The following is a 12,873-nucleotide window of genomic DNA, read 5'->3' as shown; positions in this document are numbered from 1 at the left end:
ACCAGGGGTTTTCCTCGTGCACGTCCACCCATGAAAAAGTCCTCTTCGGCCCTGCTGGCGATCCTGCTTGGACTGGCCTCGGCGTTGTTCTTCACCATGACCTACGTGCTCAACCGCAACATGGCGGCGGCGGGCGGGTTCTGGGCCTGGAGCGCATCGCTGCGGTACTTCATCATGGTGCCGATCATGTTGGTGCTGGTGGGCGCACACGGGGGGTTGCGGCCGTTGGGGGCCGAGCTGAGGAGGCACCCTGGCGAGTGGTTGCTCTGGGGCAGCGTGGGCTTCGGCGTCTTCTATGCGTTCCTGACGCTGTCGGCGGACTACGGGCCCTCGTGGCTGATCGCCGGCTCCTTCCAGCTCACGGTGCTCGCTGGCCCGCTGCTGTCGCCCTTCATCTACACCGACGCACGCCGGCAGATACCCCTCAAGGCAGTGGGCATGGGCTCGTTGATCGTCCTGGGGGTGCTCGTCATGCAGCTGGGCTACTTCCAGCTGGCCATGCCGGCGAGTGCCTGGCTGGCGCTGCTCTTCGTGGTGATCGCCGCCGTCGCATACCCACTGGGCAACCGCAGGGTGATGCTGCACCTGGAGCGCGAGGGAGTCTCCCTGGATGCGAGCCAGCGCGTGCTGGGCATGACGCTGGGGAGCCTACCGCTGTGGCTGGGTGTGGCTGCTTACGGCTACGCGAAGGTGGGGTGGCCATCGACTGGGCAGGTGCTGCAGTCCGCGGGCGTGGCGCTCTCCTCCGGGGTGATAGCCACCACCCTGTTCTTCCGCGCCGCGCAGATGACCGCGAACAGCCCGGTTGGCCTGTCCGCCGTGGAGGCCACGCAGGCCACTGAGCTGCTCTTCGCGCTGTTGTTGGGCGTGCTCTTCCTGGGCGAGCCGTGGCCCTCCGCGTTCAGCTTCGTGGGAGCCGGCCTCATCGTGGTGGGCATGGTGCTCTACAGCCGCGTCAGCGTGGCTTCCGAGCTGGAGCCCGCCGCGGTGCAGACGTGAGCTGCCATGGTGGCCGCTCCCTCTCGTTCTCGGCATGGCCGGAGAGGAGCACCTGTTCGTCCTCACTGGGAGGCCCGGGTGGTAGCTCTCGCAGCTTCGCCTCCAGCCGCTCGAGGGCTTCCGCGAAGGTCGCATCCTCGTCCCCGCCAAGCTCGGCGAGCCGGTTGCGCACCAGGGTCTCGATCTCGAGCCGTTGAGTGCGGAGCTGTCCGGTGAGGAGCCGCGGCGGATGGCTCTCGGGCCAGGACTCCTGTCGGATTCGCCGCTCCGCGCGCTCGAGCGCCTTGCCGAGAGGGGTCTCCTGCTCGCTGACCTGCCGCAACGACTCGAGCCGTTCGTGGAGCTGATGTTGCCAGCGGCGAGAGTTGAGTCGCTCCAGCAGCTCGGCCTGACGGGCCTGGGCCTGTTCGAGGACCTCCCACGACCCTTCGAGCTGGACACGGAGCTGTTGCTCCGCGGGGTCCTTTGTCCGGGCAAGCGTGTCGTTGGGTGGGGGCGTGGACATGGAGCGGGTGGAGCGTCTCTAACCGAGCCAGGCGATGAGGGCGCGGACGGCCTCCTCCCGGCGCCGGGAGCTCTCCTGGATGCGCTGGAGCGTTCCCGTCAGCGCACCCATTCCCTTCGAAGCCCGCTCGGGCGCGGTGCGGTAGTTCTCGGCGAGCTGCTCCAACTGCTCGCGCAGCCGCGGGTGGTGCTCGCGCACGCGGGCGGGCTCGGTACCCGGTTTCACGTCCGAGAGGAGCGCGGAGGCAAGCCGTTGCCACTCCTCGAGGCTCTGCCCTGTGCGTTTCGCGAAGCCACCGCGCACCATGGGCCTGACGAAGAACGGCATCGACGAGAAGTCGTGCCCCGTGTCCTCGAGGATGTTGCGGAGCGCGGCGACGAGCGTGACGGGGTCCTGGGTCATGGGGCGTGCAGCCTACCGCACCGGCCTCCGAGACTCCGGCGGAACACGATGGGGCAGGCTCCTGGCGCTAATCCCCTTCAGGGAAGTCTGCGAAGGTGTGCTCCCGGCAACCTGCGCTGACAACGCGACCATTTCCCCTCTCCCTTCGGGAGAGGGGACATTACCCTTCGGCTACTTCCCTGAAGGGGATTAACGCTCGAGGACGAGCAGCTCCACGCGTCGGTTCAGCTGTCGTCCGCGTGCGGTGAAGTTGGGTGCCTTCGGCCGTGAGTCGGCGAGGCCCTCTGTCTCCAGTCGCGACGGCTCCACTCCCGCTGCGATGAGCAGCTCCGCCACCGCGCGGGCTCTCGCCTCGGAGAGCTGCCTGCGCGCGCCCTCCGCACTCTCTTGGTTGTCGGAGTGGCCCTCGATGCGGATGCGCCGGGTCGGGTTCCGCACGAGCAGGTCCACGAGCTGCGGAAGGCTGACGCGGTCCGGCATCGGTGCTGCCTTCCCCTCGGGAAATCGCAGGGGCTTGAGCAACTCCAACCGGCCGTTCTTCTCCTTCACGAGCTTCTTCTTCGGCGCGCGCACCAGCGCGAAATTGAGTGGCTGCGCGTTACCTCCCGCGAGCCGTATCCGGCGCGTCTGCGCGAGGAAGCCGGGAGCAATGACATCCACCGCATAGTCGCCTGGTGCCAACTCCACCTGGGTGGGAGCCCGGGCTCCCTTCTTCAGCGTCACCCGTTGGGCCGTGGCCCCGCGAACGGAGAGCGTGGCCGCCACGGGTTTCCGGCTCGCCATGGCACGCACCAGGAGCCGCGCCTTCTGCTGCGGAGCCGTGGCCGCGGGAGGTGGCTCCGGGTTGCGCAGGCCTTTCGGCGGCTCCGGCACCTGGGTGTCTCGGGCGAGCGCCACTCCCGTCTCGGGCGTCCTCGCCTTCGTGGGGGGAGGAGGAGGCATCTCGGGAAGCGCGACGTCCTCGAGCTTCGCGGTCATCTCCGCCTTCACGTCGTGCAACAGCTTGACCTTCAGCCGCGGGTCCTTCGCTTCCGGCACCACCACGGTGGTGGCCGTCACGTTCACGCGCAGCCCTCGCTGCGTCTGGAAGTTGAGCGAGGAGGTCATGTTCCACAGCAGGCCGGAGGTCGCGCTGAACATGTTCCACGACGCGTCCATGTAGACGACGTTGGAGACCAGCGTGTGCGGCCCGTCCTCGACTTGCTGCGTCAACAGCACATGCGGCCCGGGCGAGCCGATCTGCTCCACCGGGGGCGCCTGAAGCGGCTCACCGTCGAGCGTGAAGTGGACCTCGACGAGCCGGTAGTTCGAGGGATCCAGGCCGATGAAGTGCAGCCGCAGCTCGGGTGGCGGAGTGTTCACCATCTCACGGAGCTGCCGGTCGAGCTCTGCGCGCACCTGCTCATCGGATGGCGGCTCCGCGGCGCGCACCACGCCGGCGGAGAGCACTACCGCGAGAAAGCCGAGCTTCAGCAGGGAGTCCAAGGGGGGCAGGGGGCCTGGGCTGGGGCGCATAGCATCTCACGCCAAGGGACTCCGTCCTTGTTTCTCATGCTTGTCGGCTCAGGAAGCAGGCTTCCTTATTTTCTGATATATCGTCTTGTTCTCGACCACTGTGTGAGGCCCCTTTCCCCCCCACGCCTCCAGGAGGTTTTTCCATGCACTTGTTTCACAGGTCAGGGTTGGCCCTTGTCGCCGCCTGCGCCGTGCTGCTCGGTATGAGCGGCGAGGCCCATGCCACCGCTGGCGTGGTCTTCGTTCACGGCACCGGAGATCAGTCCGTGAGCTCGGCGACGACGGGCTACTGGACCCAGAAGTCCATTGACACGATGCGCAACGGCCGGCCCTATCTGATCGTCGGATATCCCGGCGCGAGCTGCGCGGGTTTCAGCCAGTGTAGCTGGGGCTCCATCGTCGATCAGATCGTCCCGTGGGTGAACGCCAACGGCATCTCCAGCTTCACCGTTATCACCCACTCCAACGGCTCGAGCCCGCTGCGCTACATGCTCACGCACACCGGTGCGGTGAGTGCCAATGGCTACGCGGTCAACCTGGTGACGAGCAAGATCTCCCAGGTCATCTTCTCGGCGCCGGACCTGACGGGCACGCCGCTGGCCGACCAGGTGACGACGAGCGGCTCGTTCCTCAACATCGCCAACGCCGTCGTCGAGTTCTTCGGCGGTGGTAGCTACAACAACCCGGCCGTCGTGCAGCAGCGCACGGACAACATGCGCGTCTACAACTCGAACGGCACCTTTGGCGGCACGCAGGGCGCGACCTCGATTGGTGGCAAGGCCATCTCCGTGGTGCGCGGCAACCGCGTCTACGCCAACCTCTTCTCCAGCGACGCGCACTGCGGCGGCTACCTCTACTCCATCGGCCTCAAGGCGGCGGCGCTGCTCGGCTGGGGCAGCTTCAACGCCGGCACGGACGGCTTCATCGGCAACGACAGCTCGGGCTACTTCGGCAACATCATCATCGACGACGGCCGACTCCACCACCACCAGTCGCGCCGCAGCTGCCACAACAGCGGCAACATCATCGCGCAGAAGGTGGCCAATGCCCCCATCCCCGCGCCCTCGCAGCAGACCTACCCTCCCGAGACCGCCGTGGCGGCCGCCGGCCAGGCCTGCAACAACTACGCGTCGGGTTACGCGACGGACTTCATGACCGGCAACACGGTCTGGAAGTACGGCTGCACCACCAGCCAGCTCAACAACGGCCAGGTCGAGCCCGACTGCCTCATCGCCTATGGCTACTCGAGCAGCTACAAGATCCCGAGCACGGCGAGCTGGAACCCGTACATCAACCCCAACTACTACCTGACCTGGAACGAGGTCTGCCCCGACTCGTGGCATGGCGATGGCGTCTGCGACGCGTGCCTGGTGGCCAAGTACGGCTTCGATGCCACCACCGGCTCGACGGGCTCCAATGACTGCGTGCAGGCGCCTCCGGGCGGCTCCAACTGGTGCGGGGCCCTCGCTTGGGACACCTACTACGGCATCCACAACTACACCGTCGTGAAGGCGCTGCACTGAGACCGAGAGAGAGAACGACCATGACCTTCCACCGTTCCATCGTTCAGTCCGCCGGCCTCTCGCTGGCGGTCCTCCTCCTCGGGGGTTTCACCCAGGAGCCCAACGTGTCCTCCAACCTGCGCAGCGCTTCGGGTGCCACGCTCGCCCCGGGTGATGTGGCCCCGGGCAAGCTGTACGCGCGCGATGCCACCGAGGGCCTCGGCAAGGGCCTCGTCTCGGTGTCCAACCCCACCTCGCCCAAGCAGCCGCTGGCGGCTCCGCTCGCCCCCGAGACGCGGCGTTCCAAGTCGACCGTCATCCACGTGGCGCCGGGCTCGGCCCCCACGGAGCTTCAGCTCCCCATCACCGAGCCCCAGGACGCGTGGGTGATGTTCATCCCCAAGGGCAACAACCCCAAGCTGGGTGAGGAGGCGCTGCACGAAGTGGCGCTGTTCGATCCCCAGGGCCTGCGCGCGGACGTGCGGGCGTCGCGTGCGGCCCACGCGGCGCTGGGCATGGACGCCGAGCGCATGAAGGCCGAGGGCATCTCCCGCCCCATCTCCATGCTGCGCATGGACAGCAAGATGGGCCGCGGCCGCTACAAGGTGCAGGTCGGGCGCAAGGCGGCCGAGCTGGGTCTGGCCATTGAAGTGCGCGAGCCCTCCTCCTCCATCGAGCTGTCGCTCACGGCCTCGGCGATGCAGCTCTTCCCGGGCAGCGACGGCTACGTGACGGTGGGCGTGACGTCGCAGGAGAAGCTCAAGCACGTGCGCTACGAGGCATGGCTCTACAACCCGCGCTTCGAGCGCGTCCGCGAGGTGCCGGTGGTGAAGGCGGGCGGCGAGTACCGCGCCATGGTCTCGCGCGCGATGGACGAGCGCGATGAGCCGGGCTCGTGGGTGCTGGAGGTGCGCGCGGTGGGCTCCGTCGGTGGGCAGGAGTTCGACCGCTTGGGGCAGACGGCGTTCGGCTTCGCGGTGCCGACGGCGCGCATTGCCTCGGCGGGCAAGACGCGTCTGGTGCGTGAGCCGAGCGGCAAGGTGACGGCGCTCGAGCTGGACGTGGTGCTCGAGAGTCAGGCGCTCGACCGGTACGAGGTGTCGGGCACGCTCGTGGCGACGGATGCCCAGGGCGTGGAGCGGCCGGTGGCCGAGGCGCAGGTGACGGATCTGCTCGGCTCGGGGACGCACACCCTCACGTTGCGCTTCGAGGCGGGCCACGCGGGGCTCTCCAAGCTCGATGGCAGCTACTCGCTGCGCGGGCTGCAGCTCTACTCACTTGGCACCAACACCCTGTACCACCGCCTCGCCAAGGGCCTGGACATCCGTATGCCGGCGGTCCGCGTCTCCGAGCTGGCGGCCTCCGAGGTGACGCCCGCAATCGACAACCTGCTGCGCGCGGGTGAGTTCGACGTCGGCCAGTAGTCCTGTATCCAGTAGGGTAGGGGGAACATCCAAGAGGTGTTCTCCCATGGCCCAACGCGATTACAGCAGGGGCGAGTTCCTCGCCCTCACCGGCTTGCTGGCCGGCACCACGCTCCTGAGAGGCACGGCGGAAGCCGCCGCGCCCAAGGTTCCCCCCGCACCGAAGAAAGAGGCCGCCGCTGCGGCCCCGGCCACTCCGTCTGGCCCCTCGCGGGAGGACTTCGAGCGGCTGCGGCGCGGCTGCCGCGCCTCGCTCGTGCCTGGCTCCCCCGAGAACGAGGGCGCCGAGTTGATCCGCATCGGCGAGTGGATGCAGCGCCAGGGACTGAAGGGGGACGTGTACGGCAACGGCGAGCTCGTGCAGTCCTTCGAGAAGCGCGTGGCGGGCCTGCTCGGCTTCGAGGACGCGTGCTTCATGCCAACCGGCACCATGGGCCAGCTCATCGCGCTGCGGATATACGCGGATGCTGGGGGCAGACGCACGGTGGGCGTGCATCCCTCCTCCCATCACGTGCTGCACGAGAATGACAGCTATGCCGTGCTGCATGGGCTGCGCGCGGTGCAGCTCTCGCCCTGGACGCGGCCAGTGCTCGCGGGTGACGTGCGCGAGGCGCGTGAGCCGCTCGATGTCGTCAGTGTGGAACTGCCGGTGCGGTGGTTGGGTGGACAGCTCCAGTCGTGGGAGCAGCTCGAGGAGCTCAAGGCCACCTGCCGCGAGCGGGGTGTGAAGCTCCACATGGATGGCGCGCGCCTGTGGGAGAGCCAGCCCTTCTACGGGCGCTCCTACGCGGACATCTGCCGGGGCTTCGACTCCGTCTACGTGTCCTTCTACAAGATGGTGGGTGCCCTGGGCGGAGCGATGGTGGCCGGCGGGCGCGACTTCATCCGCACCGCGCGCCTCTGGCGGCACCGGCACGGCGGCAACATCTTCCAGATGTGGCCCTACGTGGCGTCGGCGGCAATGCGTCTGGACGAGACGCTGGCCCGCATTCCCGGCTACGTCCAGCGCGCGAAGTCCCTCACCGAGGCGCTGGCGGCGGACTCCCGGCTCACGGTGCTGCCCCGTCCCGTGCAGACGAACATGTTCCACGTCTTCCTGCGTGGCGACCCGGCGGCCCTGGCTCGACAGCGCGACCGCATCGCCCGCGAGAACGGCATCTGGGTGACCAACGGCTTCGGCCAGACGCGCGTGCCTGGAGTTGTCGAGACGGAGCTGCAGGTGGGTGAGGAGCTCGCGGGCCTCGAGGACGCGGCTGCCGCGCGGGCCTTCCTCCGGTTGCTCGAAGCGGCGTGAGCCGCATCAGCGTGGCTGGGAGCGCACGTGTGGCTGGACGCTCGGGGATGCGGCAGCCAGGGGGGCAGAGCGGTGGCTGGGGTTCCTGTGACCCTTTCAGCCCTGTGAAGCCTCCCTGATGTTGGATGCACAACCTAGAAGGTGGAATCACGCCCTGTTGAGTGTTTGTGAAACTAGCGTCTCGCGTCCGAGACGCGTTCCCTCATGTACGACACCCTCGATTTCAAGACGCTCTTCAACCTCTCCCCGAATCCCTACATGGTGCTGGACCGCGAGCTGCGATACGTCGCGGCCAACGAGGCCTACCTACGGGTCACGGCCAGCCGGCTCGAGGCGCTCGTGGGGCGTCACGTCCTCGAGGCCTTCCCCAATGATCCAGCGGACCCCAACAACGACAGCGCGCGCATGTTGCGAGAGTCATTCGAGCGCGTCTTGGCCCAGCGGGTACCGGACACCCTGGCGCTGATTCCCTACCGGGTCCCACGCCAGACGGATGAAGGCGTGATCGTCGAGGACCGCTACTGGAGTGCCACCCATACGCCCATTCTCGATGCCCGGGGCGAAGTGGCCTTCATCCTTCAACACACAGTGGATGTGACCGAGCTGCACCGGCTCAAGCAGACCGTGAGGGCCGCGGAAGCAGCCCGGGACGGTGCGGCTCCCCTGGACCAGGTGGAGGCAGGCGTCCTCCACCGCGCACAGCTCGTCCAGGAGACGAACAAGCTCCTGGACAACGAACGCCTCCTCCTCCGCCGGCTGTTCGAGCAGGCGCCCGGATTCGTGGCCTTCCTGCAGGGGCCCGATCACATCTTCGAGCTGGCCAATCCCTCCTACTACCAGCTCGTCGGGCACAGGGAGATCCTCGGCAAGCCCGTCCGCGAGGCTCTTCCCGAGGTCGCGGAGCAGGGCTTCTTGGATCTGCTCGATCGGGTCTACAGGACGGGGGAACCCGTCGTCGGTCGCGGCCAGCAACTCTTCGTGCAGCGGGAGCCCGGCGCGCCGCTCACGGAAGCGTATGTCGATTTCGTGTACCAGCCCGTCATGGGGCCGGATGGGAAGGTCACGGGTATCTTCGCCCAGGGCCACGACGTCACCGAGCAGAAGCGCGCCCAGGACGAACTGCGCAAGCATCGCGAGCACCTCGAGGAGTTGGTCCGCGAGCGCACCCGCGCCCTCCGGGAGAGCGAGGCCGAGCGGCGCCAGACCGAGGTCGCGCTGCGGCAGTCCCAGAAGATGGAGGCGGTGGGCAAGCTCACCGGCGGCGTGGCGCACGACTTCAACAATCTGCTCCAGGTCATCGGTGGCAATCTCCAGCTCCTGCAGCGGGACATTGCAGGCAACGAGCGGGCCCAGCGGCGACTGGAGACGGCCGTCGGTGCTGTCGAGCGTGGTGCCAGGCTCGCGGCCCAGCTGCTCGCGTTCGCTCGGCGGCAACCGTTGGATCCCGTGGTCATCAACCTCGGCCGGCTGGTCCGTGGCATGGGAGATCTGCTGCGGCGCGCCCTGGGAGAGGGCATCGAGATCGAGACCGTCGTCGCCGGTGGTCTCTGGAACACGCTCGCCGATCCCAATCAGCTCGAGAACGTCATCCTCAACCTGGCGATCAACGCCCGTGACGCCATGGAGGGGGATGGCAGACTGACCATCGAGGCTGGCAATGCCATGCTCGACGACCACTACGCTTTGCTTCATCAGGATGTGGTGGCCGGCCACTACGTGATGCTGGCCATCTCCGACACCGGCTGCGGCATGTCGCAAGAGATCCTGGAGCGGGCCTTCGAGCCGTTCTTCACCACCAAGCCCGAGGGCCGCGGCACCGGGCTGGGCCTGAGCATGGTGTATGGCTTCGTCAAACAGACGGGCGGCCACATCAAGATCTACAGCGAGGTCGGGCAGGGGACGACCATCAAGATTTATCTCCCCCGCTCGCTCCAGGCCGAGGTGGCGCCTGCCGAGGTCGTGACGGGCCCGATCGAGGGAGGGACCGAGACCATCCTGGTGGTCGAGGATGATCCCGAGGTGCGTGCCACGGTCGTGGAGCTGCTGACGGAGCTCGGCTATCGCGTGCTCAAGGCCTCCGACGGGCAGAGCGCGTTGGCGGTCATCCAGAGCGGCATGCCCATGGATCTGCTGTTCACCGACGTGGTCATGCCGGGCCCGGTCCGCAGCCCCGAGCTCGCCCGGCAGGCGAAGGCAATCCTTCCGGACCTCGAGGTGCTGTTCACGTCGGGCTACACGGAGAATGCCATCGTCCATGGAGGCCGGCTGGATCCCGGCGTCAGCCTGCTGAGCAAGCCCTATCGGCGAGAGGACCTGGCCCGGAAGCTCCGCCACATGCTTCGCAACCGTCAGCAGCGGCTGGTTTCACGGGCAGCCCTGGCGACCCAGGTGCACGCCGGGTCCGCGCGCGCTTCCGAGACCGCGAAGACGGGGGCCCTGCACATCCTCCTCGTGGAAGATGATACGGACATCCGGGATTCCGCCTGCGAGCTGTTGGAGGTGCTCGGCCATCAGGTGCTGGCCGTAGCGAACGCAGAAGCGGCACACGAGGCGCTCATTGTCGGTGCCTTCGACGTGTTGTTCACGGATGTGAGCCTGCCCGGCATGTCCGGGCTGGAGCTGGCCCGTGGAGCCGTCTGCCGTCATCCCAAGCTACGGGTCATCATCGCCTCTGGCCATGGCGCTTCGGTGGTCACCGCGGGCGGCGAGGTGTCGGGAGCCGTGCTGCTGCCCAAACCCTATGCGCTCCCCCAACTCAAGAGCGCGTTGGAGGAGGTAAAGGCTTCCGGCAGACCCTCTTGATTTCAGGTCCCACATGACAGTACCGCGCAACCCGGCCATCCCTCCTGACGAGGTGGCCATCAGTCTCTTCCAGGCCGAGCACCAGCCCCTGCTGCGAGCCATCCTCGACCACTCCACGGAAGGCCTGGCCGTGGTCGACGCGAAGGGCCGCCAGCTCTACATCAACGACGTGGCCCGGAGGATCCTCGGCCTTGGGCTCACGGACTCCAACCCGGAGAGCTGGAGCGCGCGGTACGGCGTTTTCTACCCGGACACGCGGACGCCGTGCCCGTCCGAGCGGCTCCCGATGTACCGCGCCCTCCAGGGCGAGGAGTCGCCCGAGGAGGACCTCTTCGTCCGGAATGCCTCCCACCCGGAGGGGCGGCACTTCCGCGCGAAAGCCAGGCCCGTGCGCGACAACCAGGGAGTCCTCCTGGGGGCCACCTTGAGCTTGCGCGATACCCATGACCAACGTCAGGCCGAGGCCGGCCAGCGCCAGACCGAGCAGCGTTTCCAACTCCTCGTGGAATCCGCGCAGGAGGGCCTCTGGGCGGTCGACGCCGACAACCGCACCACCTACGTCAACCGCTATCTCGTCGAGATGCTGGGCTACACGGTTGAAGAGATGATGGACAAGACCCTCTTCGATTTCATCAACGAGGAGGACCACGTCATCACCCGCGAGTACATGGAGGAGCGACTCGAGGGCCGCTCCGCCGTCCTCAAGGACTTCCGGCTGGTGCGCAAGGATGGGACGTCCATTTGGACCCTCATTTCCAACACCCCCCTCCACGATGAGAGCGGCAGATACATCGGGGCCATGGCGATGGTCACCGACATCACCCTGCGTCGCGAGGCCGAGGAGCAGGTGCGTCAGCTCAACACGGAGCTGGAGCGCCGTATCGCCGAGCGCACTGCCCAGCTCGAGTTCTCCAACCGAGAGTTGGAGGCCTTCGCCTACTCGGTGGCCCATGACCTGCGCGCTCCGCTGCGCGGCATCTCCACCTTCACCCTCGTGTTGCTCGAGGACTACGCTGACACGCTGGACGCCACCGGCATGGACTACGTCCAGCGCATCCGCGCTTCGGCCCATCGCATGGGCGAGCTCATCGACTGCATCCTCTCGCTCTCTCGAGTGAACCGCATTGCGCTCGTGGAGACGGACGTCAACCTGTCCGAGCTGGCGCACTCCGTCTCCGACCAACTCCAGCACGGGCAGCTTCAGCGCACCGTGCACTTCCGGATTCAGGATGGATTGGTGGACCGAGGGGATGCCCAGTTGCTGCGCCTGGTGCTGGAGAACCTGATGGGCAACGCCTGGAAGTTCACCCGCGATCGGTCGGTGGCGGAGATTGAGTTCGGCGCCCGGCCGGGGGAGGGGACCGGGCGCGTCTACTTCGTGCGGGACAACGGGGCTGGCTTCAACATGGACTACCAGCAGAAGCTCTTCGGCGTCTTCCAGCGGCTGCACACCCAGCAGGAGTTCGAAGGCCACGGGGTGGGACTGGCCACCGTGCAGCGCGTCATCCATCGCCACAAGGGCCGCATCTGGGGCGAGGGCCAGGTGGGCCAGGGCGCCACCTTCTCCTTCACCCTCCACGAGCTCGCCGACGCTCCTCCCGCCTCTCTGTGAGGGAGGCGGGCCCGCTCACGCCTCACCCGGTGAGCCGGTCGTCAGGCGAACACCTCTTCGAGGAAGTTCCGCGTGGCCGTCCAGGACCGCCGGGCCGCGGCGGCGTTGTACAGGAGGCCTCGCTCGGGTGCGGCCGCCTGCGCATGGGTGAAGGCATGCATGGTGTGGCCGTAGGCGTGAAGCTGCCAGTCGGCCTTGGCCGCGGTCAGCTCCTGGGTGATCGCCAGGACGTCCGCGGGCTTGGCCATCGGGTCATCCCAGCCGTGGAGGAGCAGCACCTTGGCGGAGATCGGTGCCTGGTCTCCGAGCCGAGGTGGCGCGAAGAGGCCGTGAATGCTCACCACACCCTTGACGTCGGAGATCCCGCTGCGCGCGAGATCGAGCACGCAGAGCCCGCCGAAGCAGTAGCCGATCGCCGCGATACGCTGGGGGTCGACCATCGGGTACGCGCGTGCGGCCTCAACGGCGGCGAGCATGCGCTTGCGGAGCATGGCGCGGTCGGTCATGTACGGCGCCATGAGCGCGCTGTTGTCGGCGGAGTGGCTGCCTCGGATGCCCTTGCCATACACGTCGATGGCGATGCCGACGTACCCCATGCGGGCGAACTCTTCGGCCTTGGCGCGCTCGGCGTCGCTCTGACCAGCCCACGAGTGAGAGATCAGCACGCACGGGCGTTTGGCTCCACGCGCGTCCTCGTGCGCGATGAAGGCCTGACAGGTCACGTTGCCATCGGTGTAGTCGAGATATTGGGTGTGCAAGGGGTCTCCATTGCCGGGCTGTGAGGGTCCTGGTTCTAGAGGAAACGCCTTTACAGCGGG

The 12,873-nt window shown here is 67.4% G+C and carries 10 protein-coding genes; 6 read left to right on the top strand and 4 right to left on the bottom strand.

Annotation, left to right across the window (positions count from 1 at the left end):
• The first annotated feature begins 30 nt into the window (after positions 1 to 30).
• Positions 31 to 999: a DMT family transporter gene (locus OV287_RS33140; protein ID WP_267538046.1), complete on the top strand. Its 969-nt coding sequence runs from the start codon at positions 31 to 33 to the stop codon at positions 997 to 999.
• Here OV287_RS33140 and OV287_RS33135 read toward each other — a convergent pair.
• The 3 genes from OV287_RS33135 to OV287_RS33125 all read right to left on the bottom strand — a co-directional run bounded on the left by OV287_RS33135 (position 956) and on the right by OV287_RS33125 (position 3,421).
• Complete coding sequence (locus OV287_RS33135) at positions 956 to 1,504, bottom strand: hypothetical protein (RefSeq protein ID WP_267538045.1); 549 nt, start codon at positions 1,502 to 1,504, stop codon at positions 956 to 958. The two genes, OV287_RS33140 and OV287_RS33135, sit on opposite strands and share 44 nt — an antisense overlap.
• An 18-nt stretch (positions 1,505 to 1,522) precedes the next feature.
• Complete coding sequence (locus OV287_RS33130) at positions 1,523 to 1,906, bottom strand: hypothetical protein (protein ID WP_267538044.1); 384 nt, start codon at positions 1,904 to 1,906, stop codon at positions 1,523 to 1,525.
• A gap of 189 nt (positions 1,907 to 2,095) precedes the next feature.
• A complete protein-coding gene (locus tag OV287_RS33125; RefSeq protein ID WP_267538043.1) occupies positions 2,096 to 3,421 on the bottom strand; it encodes an OmpA family protein in 1,326 nt (441 codons plus the stop codon).
• A gap of 143 nt (positions 3,422 to 3,564) precedes the next feature.
• Here OV287_RS33125 and OV287_RS33120 point away from each other — a divergent pair, with 143 nt between their 5' ends.
• From OV287_RS33120 to OV287_RS33100, 5 genes are all read left to right on the top strand, one after another.
• Positions 3,565 to 4,944, top strand: a complete 1,380-nt coding sequence (locus tag OV287_RS33120; RefSeq protein ID WP_267538042.1) for a hypothetical protein — start codon at positions 3,565 to 3,567, stop codon at positions 4,942 to 4,944.
• 20 nt (positions 4,945 to 4,964) lie between these two features.
• Positions 4,965 to 6,347 (top strand): DUF4785 family immunoglobulin-like domain-containing protein, encoded by a 1,383-nt coding sequence (locus OV287_RS33115; protein WP_267538041.1) that lies wholly within the window; start codon positions 4,965 to 4,967, stop codon positions 6,345 to 6,347.
• 46 nt (positions 6,348 to 6,393) lie between these two features.
• Positions 6,394 to 7,641, top strand: coding sequence for a threonine aldolase family protein (locus OV287_RS33110; protein WP_267538040.1), 1,248 nt, complete (start codon positions 6,394 to 6,396; stop codon positions 7,639 to 7,641).
• A 204-nt stretch (positions 7,642 to 7,845) separates the two neighbouring features.
• Positions 7,846 to 10,443 carry a response regulator gene (locus tag OV287_RS33105; RefSeq protein WP_267538039.1) on the top strand — a complete coding sequence of 866 codons (2,598 nt, stop codon included), beginning with the start codon at positions 7,846 to 7,848 and terminating at the stop codon, positions 10,441 to 10,443.
• 13 nt (positions 10,444 to 10,456) lie between these two features.
• Entirely contained in the window at positions 10,457 to 12,055 is a 1,599-nt protein-coding gene (locus tag OV287_RS33100) for a sensor histidine kinase (RefSeq protein WP_267538038.1), read from the top strand.
• A 41-nt stretch (positions 12,056 to 12,096) separates the two neighbouring features.
• Here OV287_RS33100 and OV287_RS33095 read toward each other — a convergent pair whose 3' ends face one another.
• A complete protein-coding gene (locus OV287_RS33095) occupies positions 12,097 to 12,813 on the bottom strand; it encodes a dienelactone hydrolase family protein (protein ID WP_267538037.1) in 717 nt (238 codons plus the stop codon).
• Positions 12,814 to 12,873 lie beyond the last annotated feature (60 nt).

The organism is Archangium lansingense (genome assembly GCF_026626635.1).
GTDB classification, from domain to species: Bacteria; Myxococcota; Myxococcia; order Myxococcales; family Myxococcaceae; genus Archangium; species Archangium lansingense.
Note: the sequence above shows the minus strand (reverse complement) of the source record. Positions and strands in the feature narration are given on the sequence as shown.